Here is a 15760-nt window from a genome sequence, read left to right on the forward strand (position 1 = left end):
CTTTTCAAAATATGCATTCAATTCGGTCTTTCACGTCGGCGTATCTCTCCCAATCCACGCGATCAGTCCCCTCTCCCTCCGGGAGAGGGCTAGGGTGAGGGGCTTTTGATCTTGATCTGGCTTTTGATCTCAAGCCCCTTCGGCAGGCCGAGCGTAGGTGTCCATCAGGGGTAGGCGCGTAGCGCCATGCGGCGCAGCCGCATACATCGAGAGGAGGTGCAGCGAAGCAAACCGTAGGCGATGCCCCCTGATGGGCACCGGAGCGAGGGAACACTGAGCCTAAGCGAAGTGCCGTACGCCGGGGCCAAGCCTTTTGGGTTACCTTTTCGGCGTCTGGAAAAGGTGACTCGCTGTAAGAGCGAAACCGCCAGCGGCATCACCCGCAGCAACGGATATGCCCCCAAAACCCAACATCCAAAACCCAAAAAACGCAGACACAAAAACGCCCGGCATAAACCGGGCGTCTTGTATTGACCTGATTAACGAGCGCGGTAAGTAATGCGCCCTTTGCTCAAGTCATAGGGCGTCAGCTCGACGCGCACTTTGTCACCGGTAAGAATACGAATGTAGTTCTTGCGCATCTTGCCGGAAATATGCGCGGTTACGACGTGCCCATTTTCCAACTCCACACGAAACATGGTGTTGGGCAGGGTGTCGACGACAGTGCCTTCCATTTCGAAGCTGTCTTCTTTCGACATGCAGTAAAGCCCTCGGTATCCAATGAATGGCCCGGTGCAACTGCGCCAGGCAAAAGCGGCGTGCATTGTGCCCGAAAAATGGGGTTTACGCCAAGGGGTTTAGGGCTTTGGTTTAGTTGAGGATGACCCAACGCTGATTAATCAGCAGTTCGATGGGGCGATATTGGGTTTTGTAGTTCATCTTTTTGCAGTTCTTGATCCAGTAACCAAGGTAAACCGCCTCCAGCCCCAGGCGCTGGCTCTCGCTGATCTGCCAGAGGATGCCGAAGCGGCCAAGGCTACGGCGCTCTTCCGCCGGTTCGTAAAAGGTGTACACCGCCGACAAGCCATTAGGCAGCAAATCGGTCACCGCGACGGCGAGCAACCGTCCGTCGAGACGAAACTCATAAAAACGCGAGAAGGGCAGATCACGCACCAGAAACGTCGAGAATTGATCACGGCTCGGCGGGTACATGTCGCCGTCGGCGTGGCGTTGTTCGATGTAGCGCTGGTACAGATCGAAATATTCTTCGCTGAATTGCGGTTTGACCGGGCGCACCTGCAAATCGGCGTTGCGCTTGAAAATGCGTTTCTGCTGACGATTGGGGGTGAACTGTGCGACGGGGATGCGCGCAGGCACGCACGCATTGCAGTTCTGGCAATGCGGACGGTACAGATGATCGCCGCTGCGACGAAAGCCCATTTCCGACAGGTCTGCGTAGACATGCACATCCATGGGCTGACTCGGGTCGAGAAACAGGGTGGTAGCCTGCTCCTCAGGCAGATAACTGCAAGAGTGAGGTTGAGTGGCATAGAACTTCAGACGCGCCAACTCGGTCATGATCAACCCTCGGGATAAGCTGGTGAATTAAGTGTAAGCCACGCGCGCAAAAGTCGCTCAGCAAACCCAAGTGGCGCGACTGGGTTGATCCAGATGTCGGGCCAGATAGTCAGCAAATTCCTGACGGGGAATCGAGCGGGCGCCAAGGCTGTGCAGATGATCGGTCGGCATCTGGCAGTCAATCAGCACGAAACCCGAATCTTGCAGATGGCGCACCAGCGTGGCGAAACCGTACTTGGAGGCGTTGTCGGCGCGGCTGAACATCGACTCGCCAAAGAACAGTTGACCCATCGCCAGCCCATACAGGCCGCCGACCAGTTCGCCCTGATCCCAAACCTCCACCGAATGCGCGAAGTCGCGTCGATGCAATTCAACGTAGGCGTCCTGCATCGCTTCGGTGATCCACGTGCCGTCGGCGTAATCGCGGGGTGCGGCGCAGGCGCGAATGACGGCGTCGAAGTCTTTATCGAAGGTGACTTGATAGCGTTCCTTGCGCAGCAATTTGCCCAAGCTGCGCGAGACGTGCAGTTCGTCGGGAAACATCACCGTGCGCGGATCCGGCGACCACCAGAGAATCGGCTGGCCTTCAGAAAACCACGGAAAGCAGCCATGACGATACGCCTGAATCAAACGATCGGCGGACAGATCACCACCGGCGGCGAGCAGTCCGTTGGGTTCGCGCATGGCCTTTTCCAATGGCGGAAAAGTCAGGGAGTTGCGTTGTAACCAAGTCAGCATGGCATCCAGGCTTGCAGAAGGGGAGGGCGGGGCGGGCTGTTCGGCCCGCGATAAAGTGTGCCGTTAAATGACAGGAATGTCGTCCAGAGACTGCTCGCTCATGCAGCCGAATGGACGCGGCTGCAACTTGGCGTCGAGGCTGTGGTCGTAAACGATCGCTATGGCAGCCCGTGTGGCGTGTTGATGCAAGCGTTCCATCAGCGCCGGGCCGGAGTTGAGGATGATCAGGCGTGAATGCTTCGCTGCGTTCATCAAATACACCTCATAAGCCTTTGTCACAAAAGGTAATGCATGCTCAAATTGGCCCGCGGGTTTTGTGTGCTTGACTATGCTTTACCCTGGGGTTTGAAGCATGGCATCGCACGTACAAACCCGTACAATGCCGGGCTGTTACAGAATATTCGCGTTGTGCCGTGTTTTTAAAAGCCACGGCGCAGTGTTAAAAGTAGTCTCAGTTGCGCTCGTTCACTTTGTTACCTGCCTGGATTGGGCAGTTTTTTATCGTCATTCAATAGATGGACGCGCCATTGGCGCAGGAAAAGTAGCGTTTTGAAGAAATCCACCGCAGCACCCAAAACAGTCGTTCCGCTCTGGCGCCAACAGTTGCACTACCGGCTCAAGGAAGGTGCATTGATCGCCATTGGCGCTTTGTGCCTGTTCCTGATGATGGCCTTGCTCACCTACGGCAAGGACGATCCGGGCTGGAGCCACAACAGCAAAATCGACGACGTACAGAATTTCGGCGGCCCGGCGGGCTCCTACAGCGCTGACATCCTGTTTATGGTGCTGGGTTACTTCGCCTATATCTTCCCGTTGCTGCTGGCGATCAAGGCTTATCAGATCTTCCGTCAACGCCACGAACCGTGGCAGTGGAGCGGCTGGCTGTTCTCCTGGCGCCTGATCGGTCTGGTGTTTCTGGTGCTGTCCGGCGCTGCGCTGGCGCATCTGCATTTCCATGCCGCGTCGGGTCTGCCGGCCGGTGCCGGTGGTGCGTTGGGTGAAAGCCTCGGCAATCTGGCGAAGAACGCGCTGAACATTCAGGGCAGCACATTGCTGTTCATCGCGCTGTTCCTGTTTGGTCTGACGGTGTTCACCGACCTGTCGTGGTTCAAGGTGATGGACATCACCGGCAAGATCACCCTCGACCTGTTTGAACTGTTCCAGGGCGCGCTCAATCGCTGGTGGTCGGCGCGTACTGAGCGCAAACAACTGGTCGCGCAACTGCGTGAGGTCGATGATCGCGTGCACGACGTGGTCGCGCCGACGGTGACCGACAAGCGCGAGCAGGCCAAAGTCAAAGAACGCCTGATCGAACGTGAGCAAGCCCTGAGCAAGCACATGTCCGATCGCGAGAAACAGGTGCCGCCAGTCATCGCTCCGGCCCCGGCCAAAGCGCCCGAGCCAAGCAAGCGCGTGCAGAAAGAGAAACAGGTGCCGTTGTTCGTCGACAGCGCCGTGGAAGGCACCTTGCCGCCGATCTCGATCCTCGATCCGGCGGAAAAGAAACAACTCAATTACTCGCCGGAATCCCTGGCTGCGGTCGGCCACTTGCTGGAGATCAAGCTCAAGGAATTCGGTGTTGAAGTGACCGTCGACTCGATCCACCCGGGTCCGGTGATTACCCGTTACGAAATTCAGCCTGCCGCCGGCGTCAAAGTCAGCCGCATCGCCAACCTCGCCAAAGACCTTGCGCGTTCGCTGGCCGTGACCAGTGTGCGGGTGGTTGAGGTGATTCCGGGCAAGACCACGGTCGGTATCGAGATTCCCAACGAAGACCGGCAGATCGTGCGTTTCTCGGAAGTGCTGTCGACGCCTGAGTACGACAACTTCAAATCGCCGGTCACCCTGGCGCTGGGTCATGATATTGGCGGTAAGCCGGTCATTACTGACCTGGCGAAGATGCCGCACTTGCTGGTGGCCGGTACGACCGGTTCAGGTAAGTCGGTGGGCGTGAACGCGATGATTCTGTCGATCCTGTTCAAGTCTGGCCCGGAAGACGCCAAGCTGATCATGATCGACCCGAAGATGTTGGAACTGTCGATCTACGAAGGCATCCCGCACCTGCTGTGCCCGGTCGTGACCGACATGAAGGACGCTGCCAACGCCCTGCGCTGGAGCGTTGCCGAGATGGAACGCCGCTACAAGCTGATGGCGAAGATGGGCGTGCGAAATCTGTCCGGCTTCAACGCCAAGGTCAAGGAAGCGCAGGACGCCGGCGAGCCATTGAGCGATCCGCTGTACAAGCGCGAAAGCATCCACGACGAAGCGCCGCTGTTGCAGAAGCTGCCGACCATCGTCGTGGTCGTCGACGAATTCGCCGACATGATGATGATCGTCGGCAAGAAGGTTGAAGAATTGATCGCCCGTATTGCGCAGAAGGCGCGTGCGGCCGGTATTCACTTGATCCTCGCGACCCAGCGGCCGTCGGTGGACGTGATCACCGGTCTGATCAAAGCGAACATTCCGACGCGTATGGCGTTCCAGGTGTCGAGCAAGATCGACTCCCGGACGATCATCGATCAGGGCGGCGCCGAACAATTGCTCGGCCACGGTGACATGCTTTACATGCCGCCGGGCACCAGCCTGCCGATCCGGGTTCACGGCGCGTTCGTCTCCGACGAAGAAGTTCACCGTGTGGTGGAAGCGTGGAAACTGCGCGGCGCTCCTGAATACAACGACGACATCCTCAACGGTGTCGAAGAGGCGGGCAGCGGCTTTGAAGGCAGCAGCGGTGGCGGCGATGGCGATGATCCGGAAGCTGACGCGCTGTATGACGAAGCCGTGCAATTCGTCCTCGAAAGCCGTCGCGCCTCGATTTCCGCTGTGCAGCGCAAGCTGAAGATTGGCTACAACCGCGCCGCCCGGATGATCGAAGCCATGGAAATGGCCGGGGTCGTCACCTCAATGAACACCAACGGTTCGCGTGAAGTCCTGGCCCCGGGCCCGGTTCGCGACTGAAGCCAGAAGCAAGAGGCGGGACAATGATGTTCCGCCGCTCTCCCAACAAGTATTCAAGAGGACTCCCATGCGTCTTATCCGCATGCTGTTGCCAGTACTGGCGTTGACCACCCTCACGGCTCACGCCGATGACAAGGACGTGGCGCGTCTGACCCAATTGCTGGAAACATCGAAAACCCTGACCGCCAACTTCTCGCAGCTGACCCTCGACGGCGGCGGCACGCAGTTGCAGGAAACCACCGGCAACATGACCTTGCAGCGCCCGGGCCTGTTCTACTGGCACACCAACGCGCCGGCCGAGCAGACCATGGTTTCCGACGGCAAGAAAGTCACCCTGTGGGATCCGGATCTGGAACAGGCGACCATCAAGAAACTCGACGAGCGTCTGACCCAGACCCCGGCGCTGCTGCTGTCCGGTGACGTGTCGAAGATCAGCCAGAGCTTCGACATCACCGCGAAAGAAGCGGGCGGCGTGATCGACTTCACGCTGAAGCCGAAAACCAAAGACACCCTGTTCGACAACCTGCGCCTGTCGTTCCGCAACGGTTTGCTCAACGACATGCAACTGATCGACAGCGTCGGCCAGCGCACCAACATCCTGTTCACCGGGGTGAAGGCCAACGAGCCAGTGCCGGCCTCCAAGTTCAAGTTCGACATCCCCAAGGGTGCGGATGTGATCCAGGAATAAAATGCAAAATCCTTTGTAGGAGTGAGCCTGCTCGCGATAGCGGTGGGTCAGACAATGCATCTGTGACTGACAAATCTAATCGCGAGCAGGCTCACTCCTACAAAATCAAAAGCATGATCGGCAACCGATTCAAATAGAGGTTTCAACGCTACGTGATGGATCTGTTTCGCAGTGCACCGATTGCCCAGCCACTGGCCGCGCGTTTGCGCGCGACCAATCTGGATGAGTACGTCGGTCAGGAGCACGTGCTCGCTCGCGGCAAGCCTCTGCGTGAGGCGCTGGAGCAGGGTGCCCTGCATTCGATGATTTTCTGGGGCCCGCCGGGCGTGGGTAAAACCACGCTGGCACGGTTGCTCGCGGAAGTTTCAGACGCGCACTTCGAAACGGTTTCGGCGGTACTCGCCGGGGTCAAAGAGATCCGTCAGGCGGTTGAAATCGCCAAGCAGCAGGCCGGCCAATACGGCAAGCGCACAATTCTGTTCGTCGATGAAGTGCACCGTTTCAACAAGTCGCAGCAGGACGCATTCCTGCCGTACGTTGAAGACGGCACGCTGATCTTCATCGGCGCCACCACCGAAAACCCTTCGTTCGAACTCAACAACGCCTTGTTGTCGCGGGCCCGCGTCTACGTGCTGAAAAGCCTCGACGAAGCGGCGCTGCGCAAACTGGTGCATCGCGCACTTACCGAAGAGCGCGGGCTGGGCAAGCGCAATCTGACCCTCAGCGACGAAGGTTTCCAGATGCTGCTGTCCGCCGCCGATGGCGATGGCCGGCGTCTGCTCAACCTGCTGGAAAACGCTTCCGATCTGGCCGACGACAACAGCGAGATGGGCATTGATCTGCTGCAGAGTCTGCTCGGCGATACGCGTCGGCGCTTCGACAAGGGCGGCGAAGCGTTCTACGACCAGATCTCGGCGCTGCACAAATCGGTACGCGGTTCCAACCCCGACGGCGCGCTGTACTGGTTCGCGCGGATGATCGACGGTGGTTGCGATCCGCTGTACCTGGCTCGGCGCGTGGTGCGCATGGCCAGCGAAGACATCGGCAATGCCGACCCGCGCGCGCTGAGCCTGTGCCTCGCCGCGTGGGAAGTGCAGGAGCGCCTCGGCAGCCCGGAGGGCGAGCTTGCCGTGGCGCAAGCCATCACCTATCTGGCCTGCGCGCCGAAAAGCAACGCGGTGTACATGGGTTTCAAAACTGCCCTGCGCGCCGCCGCCGAGCACGGTTCGTTGGAAGTACCCCTGCATCTGCGCAACGCGCCGACCAAACTGATGAAACAGTTGGGCTACGGCGACGAATACCGTTACGCCCACGATGAACCGGACGCTTATGCCGCCGGCGAAGACTATTTTCCGGACGAACTCGACCCGATCCCGTTCTACCAACCGGTGCCGCGTGGCCTGGAGTTGAAGATCGGCGAGAAGCTCAACCACCTCGCCCAACTCGATCGTTTAAGTCCTCGGCAGCGGAGAAAATAGTGCTTCCATTGATCATTGCGGTGTCTGCCGGCGGCGTTGCTGGCACTTTGTTGCGCTTCGCCACCGGCAATTGGATCAACGCCAATTGGCCGCGGCACTTCTATACCGCGACGCTGGCCGTTAATATCGTGGGCTGCCTGCTGATCGGCGTGTTGTATGGCCTGTTTTTGATACGCCCGGAAGTGCCGATCGAGGTGCGTGCCGGGTTGATGGTCGGCTTCCTCGGGGGGCTGACGACTTTTTCATCCTTTTCACTGGATACGGTGCGTCTGCTGGAAAGCGGGCAAGTGCCGCTGGCCCTGGGCTATGCGGCACTCAGCGTATTCGGCGGGCTGCTCGCGACGTGGGCTGGCCTGTCTTTGACCAAACTTTGATAACGAGAAACCGACATGCTCGATTCCAAACTGTTACGTAGCAACCTTCAGGACGTAGCGGACCGCCTGGCTTCCCGTGGCTTTGCCCTGGATACCGCGCGCATCGAAGCGCTGGAAGAACAGCGCAAGACCGTCCAGACCCGCACCGAAGCACTGCAGGCTGAGCGTAACGCGCGTTCCAAATCCATCGGTCAGGCCAAGCAGCGCGGCGAAGACATCGCGCCGTTGATGGCGGACGTCGAGCGCATGGCGGGCGAATTGAGTGCCGGTAAAGTCGAACTGGACGCGATCCAGACCGAACTGGACTCGATCGTGCTGGGCATTCCTAACCTGCCGCACGAATCCGTGCCGGTCGGCAAAGACGAAGACGACAACGTCGAAGTGCGCCGCTGGGGCACGCCGACCGCTTTCGATTTCGAAGTGAAAGACCACGTTGCCCTCGGCGAGAAGTTCGGCTGGCTGGACTTTGAAACCGCCGCCAAGCTGTCCGGCGCGCGTTTCGCTCTGCTGCGCGGCCCGATCGCCCGTCTGCACCGCGCACTCGCGCAGTTCATGATCAATCTGCACGTCAACGAGCACGGCTACGAAGAGGCTTACACGCCTTATCTGGTTCAGGCCCCGGCGCTGCAAGGCACCGGTCAACTGCCGAAATTTGAAGAAGACCTGTTCAAGATCGCCCGCGAAGGCGAAGCCGATCTGTACCTGATCCCGACTGCCGAAGTGTCGCTGACCAACATCGTCGCTGGCGAAATCGTCGATTCGAAACTGCTGCCGATCAAATTCGTTGCCCACACCCCGTGCTTCCGCAGCGAAGCCGGTGCGTCGGGTCGCGACACCCGCGGCATGATCCGTCAGCACCAGTTCGACAAAGTTGAAATGGTGCAAATCGTTGAGCCGTCGACCTCGATGGAAGCGCTGGAAGGCCTGACCGCCAACGCTGAAAAAGTCCTGCAACTGCTCGGTCTGCCGTATCGCACCCTGGCGCTGTGCACCGGCGACATGGGCTTCAGCGCGGTCAAGACTTACGACCTCGAAGTGTGGATCCCGAGCCAGGACAAGTACCGCGAAATCTCGTCGTGCTCGAACTGCGGCGACTTCCAGGCCCGTCGTATGCAAGCGCGTTTCCGCAACCCGGAAACCGGCAAGCCTGAGCTGGTGCACACGCTGAACGGTTCCGGTCTGGCCGTAGGCCGTACCCTGGTTGCCGTGCTGGAAAACTACCAGCAGGCCGACGGTTCGATCCGTGTGCCGGACGTGCTGAAGCCGTACATGGGTGGCCTTGAGGTCATCGGCTAAATGAAATATCTGCCGCTGTTTCACAACCTGCGCGGCAGTCGTGTGTTGGTCGTCGGTGGGGGGGAAATTGCCTTGCGCAAATCCCGCCTGCTGGCCGATGCCGGTGCGCTGCTGCGGGTGGTCGCACCTGAAATCGAATCGCAGCTGCGTGAGCTGGTCGCAGCTTCCGGCGGCGAATGCCTGTTGCGCGGTTACGTCGAGGCGGATCTGGACGGTTGCGGGCTGATCATCGCCGCCACCGACGATGAAACGCTGAACGCACAAGTCTCCACCGATGCTCACAAGCGCTGCGTGCCGGTCAACGTGGTCGACGCGCCTGCCTTGTGCAGCGTGATCTTCCCGGCGATCGTCGATCGCTCGCCGCTGATCATCGCCGTGTCCAGTGGCGGCGATGCGCCGGTGCTGGCGCGCCTGATTCGCGCCAAGATCGAAACCTGGATTCCATCGACTTACGGTCAGTTGGCCGGGCTCGCCGCACGTTTCCGTAATCAGGTGAAAAGCCTGTTTCCGGATGTGCAGCAGCGTCGCGGATTCTGGGAGGACGTGTTCCAAGGGCCGATTGCCGACCGCCAACTGGCCGGGCAGGGCGCCGAGGCCGAGCGTCTGTTGCAAGCCAAGATTGATGGCGAAGCAACGGTTACCACCGGTGAAGTGTATTTGGTCGGTGCAGGGCCGGGTGATCCGGATCTGCTGACGTTCAAGGCTTTGCGTCTGATGCAGCAAGCCGACGTGGTGTTGTACGACCGTTTGGTCGCGCCAGCGATTCTTGAGTTGTGCCGTCGCGATGCCGAGCGCGTGTACGTCGGCAAGCGCCGTTCAGATCACGCCGTGCCGCAGGATCAGATAAACCAGCAACTGGTTGATCTGGCCAAGGCCGGCAAGCGTGTGGTGCGCTTGAAGGGCGGTGATCCGTTTATCTTCGGCCGTGGCGGCGAAGAGATCGAAGAACTGGCGGCGCACGGGATTCCATTTCAGGTGGTGCCTGGGATTACCGCAGCCAGCGGTTGCGCGGCGTATGCCGGGATTCCACTGACCCATCGTGATTACGCGCAGTCAGTGCGCTTTGTCACCGGGCATTTGAAGGACGGTTCGACCGACCTGCCCTGGGCCGACCTCGTCGCCCCGGCGCAGACGTTGGTGTTCTACATGGGCCTGGTGGGCTTGCCGGTGATCTGCGAGCAGTTGATCAAGCACGGTCGTGCGGCGGATACCCCGGCGGCGTTGATTCAGCAGGGCACCACGGTCAATCAGCGGGTCTTTACCGGCACGCTGGCGGATCTGCCACGCATGGTGGCGGAACATGAAGTGCATGCGCCGACATTGGTGATCGTCGGGGAAGTGGTGCAACTGCGCGAGAAACTGGCTTGGTTTGAAGGGGTTCAGGCGCAGGTCTGAGTCAGATCAAAAGATCGCAGCCTTCGGCAGCTCCTACAGGGAAACGCATTCTCATGTAGGAGCTGCCGAAGGCTGCGATCTTTTGCTTTTTGCTGTTAGCCCTTCAACCAAACCCCTTTGCCAGCCAACCGCGCCCGATCATGGGCCGCCGTGAAATCCTGCTCCGGCCCCTTCGGCACAATTCCCGTCGGGTTGATCGTCTTGTGACTGCCGTAGTAGTGATTTTTGATGTGCTGAAAATCCACCGTCTCGCCAATCCCCGGCAGCTGATACACCTCACGCAGCCAGTTCGACAGGTTCGGATAATCGGCAATCCGCCGCAGGTTGCATTTGAAGTGCCCGTGATACACCGCGTCAAAACGAATCATCGTGGTGAACAGGCGCACATCGGCTTCGGTCAGGTACTCGCCGGTCAGATAGCGATTCGCACCTAAAACCCGCTCCAGATGATCGAGCTCAGCAAACACCTCATCGAACGCTTGTTCATAGGCCTGTTGCGACGTGGCAAACCCGGCGCGGTACACGCCGTTGTTTACGGCTGGATAAATTCGATCGTTCAGCGCATCGATCTCGCTGCGCAGTGGCGCCGGGTAGAAGTCCAGCTCATTGCCGGTCAAGCCATCAAACGCGCTGTTGAACATGCGGATGATCTCCGCTGACTCATTACTGACGATGCGTTTGAGCTTTTTGTCCCACAGCACCGGCACGGTGACGCGGCCGGTGTAGTCGGCGGTGTCGGCGGTGTAGCGCTGATGCATGAATTCAAAGCCATCGAGTTTGTCGCCGGTCGAGCCCAGCGCGTTGTCGAACGTCCAGCCGTTTTCCAGCATCAACCAACTGACCACCGAAACGTCGATCAGACTTTCCAGACCTTTGAGTTTGCGCAGGATAAGTGTGCGATGCGCCCATGGACAGGCGAGTGACACATAGAGGTGATAGCGACCGGCCTCGGCGGCAAAACCACCTTCACCGCTCGGGCCAGGCTCGCCGTTGGCGGTCACCCAGTTGCGGCGTTGTGCCTGTTCGCGCTGGAACGCGCCGTCTTTGCTGCTTTCGTACCACTTGTCCTGCCAGTGGCCATCGACGAGTAAACCCATGATCAAGACTCCGTAAATCAGTAAACGTTGGAGTCGAGTCTATTCCTGTGAGTTCGAACAAAAAGCGCAAAGATCGGGCGTGAATGATCGGTTAAATCGATTTGTCCCGCGCAGCCCAGTATTGCTCGGCGGTTTCGAAGGCTTGTTCACGCGGTTGGCCAAGCCCGCGCAGGGCCAGCGCCATCGTCGAGATCAGCGCCATTTGTGGGTAGCTGTCGACCACGTCGCCGCGCCACACGGCTTTCAAGTGCTCGACATCCAGCGACGATGGTTTGACGTGACGTTGCGCCGACAGTTGCGGCCATTCCTCGTCCCAGCTCTCGCCACCCTTGGTGCCGTAGAGATGACTGTCGGCATCCGGGTTGATCTCGATTTCGCCGCCATCACCCTTGACCACAATCGCTGTGTCGCCGAGCAGGCCGCTGGCATCGCGGTGCACCGCTTGGTAGCCGGGGTGGAAAATACTTTGCAGCCCGCAGCGAGCGCCCAACGGATTAAGAATCCGCGCCAGCGAATGAATCGGCGAGCGCAGACCCAAGGTGTTGCGCAGATCGATCATGTTCTGCAACTGCGGCGCCCAGTCCACCAGCGGCATAAACGCGAGGCCACCGTTGTCCAGTGCCGTGCCGACCTGTTGCCACGTGCGGGACAACGGGATGTTCAACTCGCCGAGCAGTTGCTCGCTGTACAGCCGCCCGGCGGTGTGCGCGCCGCCGCCGTGCATGAAGATGCGCACGCCGTTCTGCGCCAGGCACTTGGCGGCCAGCAGGTACCACGGCAGATGGCGCTTTTTACCGGCGTAGGTCGGCCAATCCAGATCGACGTTCAGCGCCGGCGCCTGCAAGCGTTCACGCAAGGCTTCGGTGAAACCGGCCATTTCCTCGGCGCTTTCTTCCTTGTGGCGCAGCAACATCAGGAACGCACCGAGCTGGGTGTCCTCGACCTTGTCGTCGAGCACCATGCCCATGGCTTCGCGCGCTTCTTCGCGCGTCAGGTCACGGGCGCCGCGTTTGCCCTTGCCGAGGATGCGTACGAATTGGGCGAATGGATGTTCAGCAGGCGTTTCGAGGGTCAGCGCTGGAAAGTCGGTCATAAGCAATTCGTCGGTTTGGGCAGGCCCGCCAGTTTTGCGGCGAGTTTGGCAGGGGTGCCTTTGAACAGTCGGTTCAGGTGCAGGCTGTTGCCTTTTTCCACACCGAGTTTCAGCGCGGTGTACTTGATCAGCGGCCGCGTGGCCGGGGACAACTGGAATTCGGCGTAGAAGCTGCGCAGCAGTTCGAGGACTTCCCAGTGTTCGGCGGTCAACTCGATGTCTTCGGCGGCGGCGAGGGCGCCGGCGACCTCCTGCGACCAGTCGCTGAGGTCAACGAGGAAGCCGTCCTTGTCCAGTTCGATGGCGCGGGCGCCGACGGTCATGGAATTCATAGCCAGCTGTTGACCTTGTCGTGATGGATCGACAGTTCGACGAAGGCCGGGTAATCGATCACTTCGGCCCAGTCAGGAACTTGGAGGGCGCGCGCCTGCGCGTCTTCGGCCAGAACGAACAATTTGATCTGGCGGTTGTGTAGCGCAGTGAACGGCACGGTGCCCGGTTGCAACGCGTAGACCGCATCGCCGGACAGCAATAAAGCATCAGCGCCGCCGATCACGCGCAGGCAACTGGTCAGGCGATCGTCGCCGAACGGGGAATGAGACAACACATGCAAAGTCGACATCAGAGGGTGATCACCTGGTCGTAGCGGTCAATAAGGGCGGTGATTTGCTCGGCGGCCAGCGGCGCGGCTTCGTCCAGCGACAACGTGCTGAGGCCGCGGGCGCTGGCGCTGTCGGCGCAATAGAACAGCTCTTCAACACCGAACATCGGCAGCGCTTGCAGGTTGGCGCTGAGGTCTTTCTGCTGCAGCGCTTTCGCGTTTTGCCCGGCGCTGAGTTGCAGCACGCCGTCATCGAGAAACAGCAAACCGATCGGCAGATCGAAAGCGCCGCCGGCCAGCACGATGTCCAGCGCTTCGCGGGCGCCGGGGCCCGACCATGGCGACTGGCGGCTGATGATCAACAGGGATTTGGCCATCTCACGCACCTCCGAAGCAGATCAGGCGATCGGCATCTTGCACCGCATCATGCAACTGACCGAGGCCGGACAATTCCCACGGCGTGCTGACCGAAATCGCGTCACGCTGATAACGCTTGGCTTCTTCCGCGTTCAGGGCGCCACGGCGCAGGGCGGCGGCGATGCAGACCACGCCGTCGAGCTTCTGCTCGGTAATAAACGCGCGCCATTGCTTGGGCAAGTCGAGTTCGTCCTGCGGGGTGACCACCGCGTCGGAGGCGTTGTAGACGCCGTCCTGATAGAAAAACAGCCGGACAACTTCATGCCCACCGGCCAGTGCCGCCTGCGCAAACAGCAGGGCACGGCGCGAGGAGGGCGCATGGGCGGCGGAAAACAACGCGATGGCGAACTTCATGACGGACTCGATCAGCAAAACTGCGGCCATGATAAAGCATTGCGACCGCCAAAGGATCGCGTAAACCCGATCCCTGTAGGAGCTGCGGCACGCTGCGATCTGTTGATCTTGATTTAAAAAAAAACCAGATCAAAAGATCGCAGCCTCGTTTCACTCGTCAGCTCCTACAGGGGATTTGCGGTTAGCGGGGCATGTAGCCGAGTTGCCAGCGTCGCGGGATTCTGAGGGAAAGCACGCCGATCAACGCGGCCAGCACAGCGCTGACAAACATGGCTTTGAGGCCCAGATGCTGTTCCAGCACCGCCCCGAGAATGGCGCCGATAAACATCCCGCTCCATGGCACCAGTTGCACCCGCCAGCCGCTGCGCCGTTCGCCGAGCATCCAGCGGCCCAGTCCTCGGCCAAATCGCGACAGCGCGCCGGTCACGTAGGTCAGCCCGACCGGCAGGCCATTCACTTCCTCGACCGCCGCGTTGAGCATGCCCATCGCAATGATCGCGGCCAGCAGTGCCGGCAGTTGCGTGTCGAACGGCCACGCTGCCGAGGTGCAGAGCAGGGTGGCGATGCACAGCAGCAGCGGCAGCGCGCGTCGCCCGCCGAGGCGCGCAACGAGCACGCCCAGGGCATTACCGACGATGAACGTCGCGACAAGAATCACCAGGCGCAAGGTCAACCCGAGATCACCTTCACTGATCGCCACCGCCAGTCGTGTCGTGTTCCCGCTCATGAACGAAACGAAATCGCCGCTGGCCATGAAACCGATGGCATCGGTCATGCCGGCCAGTACCGACAGGCTGGCGACCAGCGCCAGACCCACGCGTCCGCGCCATTTTTGCGTGTGCAGATGACCTGGGCTGGCGCGATGAGTCGAGGCGGAAGGCAGCATCGGCGAAAGGATCCTTGGCGTGGCGGTTAAGGTTCTATCGCGTACAGGTCGCAGTATTCCAGCCAGTCCATGCCGGCCATTTCCGCCACCTCGCGATGCACTTCCAAACGCTGCGCCTGATATTCCTCAGGCGAATCAGCGGTCAGTTGCAACGTCAGTTCCCAGGCGAACAACCCCAGCTTGTCCGCCTCTTCTTCAAACGCCTCATGCAGGCGTTCTTCGCGGTATTGCGCTTGGGTTTCGCCCTTGGCCTGAGCCAGCAGAGGATTAAGGTGGTCGAGGCTTTCGCGCAACTCGGGGCGCGCGTCGAGAAACAGTTTCAGGGCGTGTTCATGTCGCTGATCGGTAGGCGCCATGGGTTCTCCTTGTGAGGCTGATGACCTTAGGTTGCCGCAGCAGCGAGTGCCTGTCTCGTTATAAATGCAGTAAAGCAGAACGATTTCCGCTTGCGGCGGTGATACAGTCCGCTTTTTTCTGAATGAGCGAATGCAATGCGAATTCTGATGGTAGCGCTGGCGGCGACGGTTCTGGCCGGTTGCGCAGGTTCGGCGATGGACGATGCGCGCACCCAGGCGCCTTATAAAGTCATGACCTCGGACAAAGCCGAGAAGCTCGTGGCGCAGTGCGTGCAATTTGCCTGGCAAGACGAGGCGGTGTTTGGCGTGGACGCGGGGGCTTATCTGCAACCGGGCAAGAAGGGCGGTTCGACGGTGTATACCCGTTCGGCGGAGTCGTTCGTTGACCTGAGCACGGAGCCGTCGGGGACGACGCTGAATTACTACGCGCAGAAAGATGATTTTGTCGCGAAGCGGCGGTTGGCGGCGTTGGCGACTTGCCTCTGATTATTGGGTGAATTGACGGCCGCCT

At 59.9% G+C, this 15760-nt stretch carries 19 protein-coding genes; 7 read left to right on the forward strand and 12 right to left on the reverse strand.

The window, feature by feature from the left end:
• Nucleotides 1-479 precede the first annotated feature (479 nt).
• From infA to ACP3TY_RS08620, 4 genes are all read right to left on the reverse strand, one after another.
• Nucleotides 480-698, reverse strand: a complete 219-nt coding sequence (gene infA / locus ACP3TY_RS08605; protein ID WP_002553999.1) for a translation initiation factor IF-1 — start codon at nt 696-698, stop codon at nt 480-482.
• Between the two features lie 112 nt (nt 699-810).
• Nucleotides 811-1518 carry an arginyltransferase gene (locus ACP3TY_RS08610; protein ID WP_053121598.1) on the reverse strand — a complete coding sequence of 236 codons (708 nt, stop codon included), beginning with the start codon at nt 1516-1518 and terminating at the stop codon, nt 811-813.
• A gap of 57 nt (nt 1519-1575) precedes the next feature.
• Nucleotides 1576-2256, reverse strand: coding sequence for a leucyl/phenylalanyl-tRNA--protein transferase (gene aat / locus ACP3TY_RS08615; RefSeq protein ID WP_426619717.1), 681 nt, complete (start codon nt 2254-2256; stop codon nt 1576-1578).
• A 63-nt stretch (nt 2257-2319) separates the two neighbouring features.
• Nucleotides 2320-2508, reverse strand: coding sequence for a hypothetical protein (locus ACP3TY_RS08620; RefSeq protein WP_401244588.1), 189 nt, complete (start codon nt 2506-2508; stop codon nt 2320-2322).
• A gap of 297 nt (nt 2509-2805) precedes the next feature.
• Here ACP3TY_RS08620 and ACP3TY_RS08625 point away from each other — a divergent pair, with 297 nt between their 5' ends.
• The 6 genes from ACP3TY_RS08625 to cysG all read left to right on the forward strand — a co-directional run bounded on the left by ACP3TY_RS08625 (nt 2806) and on the right by cysG (nt 10445).
• Nucleotides 2806-5214 carry a DNA translocase FtsK gene (locus ACP3TY_RS08625; protein WP_053121593.1) on the forward strand — a complete coding sequence of 803 codons (2409 nt, stop codon included), beginning with the start codon at nt 2806-2808 and terminating at the stop codon, nt 5212-5214.
• A gap of 67 nt (nt 5215-5281) precedes the next feature.
• Nucleotides 5282-5902, forward strand: coding sequence for an outer membrane lipoprotein chaperone LolA (gene lolA / locus ACP3TY_RS08630; protein ID WP_053121592.1), 621 nt, complete (start codon nt 5282-5284; stop codon nt 5900-5902).
• Nucleotides 5903-6057: 155 nt separating this feature from the next.
• Complete coding sequence (locus ACP3TY_RS08635) at nt 6058-7380, forward strand: replication-associated recombination protein A (protein WP_053121590.1); 1323 nt, start codon at nt 6058-6060, stop codon at nt 7378-7380.
• Entirely contained in the window at nt 7380-7754 is a 375-nt protein-coding gene (gene crcB, locus ACP3TY_RS08640) for a fluoride efflux transporter CrcB (RefSeq protein WP_053121588.1), read from the forward strand. Before ACP3TY_RS08635 ends, crcB begins: the two co-directional genes overlap by 1 nt.
• Before the next feature lie 15 nt (nt 7755-7769).
• Nucleotides 7770-9050: a serine--tRNA ligase gene (serS, locus tag ACP3TY_RS08645; RefSeq protein ID WP_053121586.1), complete on the forward strand. Its 1281-nt coding sequence runs from the start codon at nt 7770-7772 to the stop codon at nt 9048-9050.
• Nucleotides 9051-10445, forward strand: a complete 1395-nt coding sequence (gene cysG / locus ACP3TY_RS08650) for a siroheme synthase CysG (RefSeq protein ID WP_426619718.1) — start codon at nt 9051-9053, stop codon at nt 10443-10445.
• Between the two features lie 95 nt (nt 10446-10540).
• On the opposite strand, the gene ACP3TY_RS08655 is transcribed toward cysG, so the two are convergent.
• From ACP3TY_RS08655 to ACP3TY_RS08690, 8 genes are all read right to left on the reverse strand, one after another.
• Nucleotides 10541-11542 (reverse strand): glutathione S-transferase family protein, encoded by a 1002-nt coding sequence (locus tag ACP3TY_RS08655; protein ID WP_426619719.1) that lies wholly within the window; start codon nt 11540-11542, stop codon nt 10541-10543.
• Nucleotides 11543-11633: 91 nt separating this feature from the next.
• Entirely contained in the window at nt 11634-12635 is a 1002-nt protein-coding gene (locus tag ACP3TY_RS08660) for a glycosyl transferase family protein (protein ID WP_426619720.1), read from the reverse strand.
• Nucleotides 12632-12967 carry a TusE/DsrC/DsvC family sulfur relay protein gene (locus ACP3TY_RS08665; protein ID WP_426619721.1) on the reverse strand — a complete coding sequence of 112 codons (336 nt, stop codon included), beginning with the start codon at nt 12965-12967 and terminating at the stop codon, nt 12632-12634. Before ACP3TY_RS08665 ends, ACP3TY_RS08660 begins: the two co-directional genes overlap by 4 nt.
• On the reverse strand, nt 12964-13257 hold the full coding sequence (tusB, locus tag ACP3TY_RS08670; protein ID WP_426619722.1) for a sulfurtransferase complex subunit TusB: 294 nt from the start codon (nt 13255-13257) through the stop codon (nt 12964-12966). Before tusB ends, ACP3TY_RS08665 begins: the two co-directional genes overlap by 4 nt.
• Nucleotides 13257-13613: a sulfurtransferase complex subunit TusC gene (tusC, locus tag ACP3TY_RS08675; RefSeq protein ID WP_212544686.1), complete on the reverse strand. Its 357-nt coding sequence runs from the start codon at nt 13611-13613 to the stop codon at nt 13257-13259. The genes tusB and tusC overlap by 1 nt, the downstream gene beginning before the upstream one ends.
• Nucleotide 13614: 1 nt before the next feature.
• Nucleotides 13615-14007 (reverse strand): sulfurtransferase complex subunit TusD, encoded by a 393-nt coding sequence (tusD, locus tag ACP3TY_RS08680; RefSeq protein WP_426619723.1) that lies wholly within the window; start codon nt 14005-14007, stop codon nt 13615-13617.
• A 181-nt stretch (nt 14008-14188) separates the two neighbouring features.
• Nucleotides 14189-14893: a YoaK family protein gene (locus ACP3TY_RS08685; RefSeq protein WP_426619724.1), complete on the reverse strand. Its 705-nt coding sequence runs from the start codon at nt 14891-14893 to the stop codon at nt 14189-14191.
• A 26-nt stretch (nt 14894-14919) separates the two neighbouring features.
• Nucleotides 14920-15249, reverse strand: coding sequence for a DUF6388 family protein (locus ACP3TY_RS08690; protein WP_426619725.1), 330 nt, complete (start codon nt 15247-15249; stop codon nt 14920-14922).
• Between the two features lie 135 nt (nt 15250-15384).
• Here ACP3TY_RS08690 and ACP3TY_RS08695 point away from each other — a divergent pair, with 135 nt between their 5' ends.
• The gene (locus ACP3TY_RS08695; RefSeq protein WP_053121569.1) at nt 15385-15735 is read left to right on the forward strand and encodes a hypothetical protein; all 351 of its coding nucleotides are present in this window, start codon (nt 15385-15387) and stop codon (nt 15733-15735) included.
• The last annotated feature ends 25 nt before the right edge of the window (nt 15736-15760 follow it).

The organism is Pseudomonas rustica (assembly GCF_049959085.1).
Classification (GTDB): Bacteria; Pseudomonadota; Gammaproteobacteria; order Pseudomonadales; family Pseudomonadaceae; genus Aquipseudomonas; species Aquipseudomonas rustica.

What these genes read in the sequence shown, in the direction of transcription:
- ACP3TY_RS08635 (WP_053121590.1), top strand. Translation starts at nt 6,058, where the DNA reads ATGGATCTGTTTCGCAGTGCACCGATTGCCCAGCCACTGGCCGCGCGT.
- ACP3TY_RS08660 (WP_426619720.1), bottom strand. Translation starts at nt 12,635, where the DNA reads ATGACCGACTTTCCAGCGCTGACCCTCGAAACGCCTGCTGAACATCCA.
- ACP3TY_RS08665 (WP_426619721.1), bottom strand. Translation starts at nt 12,967, where the DNA reads ATGAATTCCATGACCGTCGGCGCCCGCGCCATCGAACTGGACAAGGAC.
- tusB (WP_426619722.1), bottom strand. Translation starts at nt 13,257, where the DNA reads ATGTCGACTTTGCATGTGTTGTCTCATTCCCCGTTCGGCGACGATCGC.
- ACP3TY_RS08685 (WP_426619724.1), bottom strand. Translation starts at nt 14,893, where the DNA reads ATGCTGCCTTCCGCCTCGACTCATCGCGCCAGCCCAGGTCATCTGCAC.
- ACP3TY_RS08690 (WP_426619725.1), bottom strand. Translation starts at nt 15,249, where the DNA reads ATGGCGCCTACCGATCAGCGACATGAACACGCCCTGAAACTGTTTCTC.
- ACP3TY_RS08610 (WP_053121598.1), bottom strand. Translation starts at nt 1,518, where the DNA reads ATGACCGAGTTGGCGCGTCTGAAGTTCTATGCCACTCAACCTCACTCT.
- tusC (WP_212544686.1), bottom strand. Translation starts at nt 13,613, where the DNA reads ATGGCCAAATCCCTGTTGATCATCAGCCGCCAGTCGCCATGGTCGGGC.
- ACP3TY_RS08655 (WP_426619719.1), bottom strand. Translation starts at nt 11,542, where the DNA reads ATGGGTTTACTCGTCGATGGCCACTGGCAGGACAAGTGGTACGAAAGC.
- tusD (WP_426619723.1), bottom strand. Translation starts at nt 14,007, where the DNA reads ATGAAGTTCGCCATCGCGTTGTTTTCCGCCGCCCATGCGCCCTCCTCG.
- aat (WP_426619717.1), bottom strand. Translation starts at nt 2,256, where the DNA reads ATGCTGACTTGGTTACAACGCAACTCCCTGACTTTTCCGCCATTGGAA.
- cysG (WP_426619718.1), top strand. Translation starts at nt 9,051, where the DNA reads ATGAAATATCTGCCGCTGTTTCACAACCTGCGCGGCAGTCGTGTGTTG.
- ACP3TY_RS08620 (WP_401244588.1), bottom strand. Translation starts at nt 2,508, where the DNA reads ATGAACGCAGCGAAGCATTCACGCCTGATCATCCTCAACTCCGGCCCG.
- serS (WP_053121586.1), top strand. Translation starts at nt 7,770, where the DNA reads ATGCTCGATTCCAAACTGTTACGTAGCAACCTTCAGGACGTAGCGGAC.
- lolA (WP_053121592.1), top strand. Translation starts at nt 5,282, where the DNA reads ATGCGTCTTATCCGCATGCTGTTGCCAGTACTGGCGTTGACCACCCTC.
- infA (WP_002553999.1), bottom strand. Translation starts at nt 698, where the DNA reads ATGTCGAAAGAAGACAGCTTCGAAATGGAAGGCACTGTCGTCGACACC.
- ACP3TY_RS08695 (WP_053121569.1), top strand. Translation starts at nt 15,385, where the DNA reads ATGCGAATTCTGATGGTAGCGCTGGCGGCGACGGTTCTGGCCGGTTGC.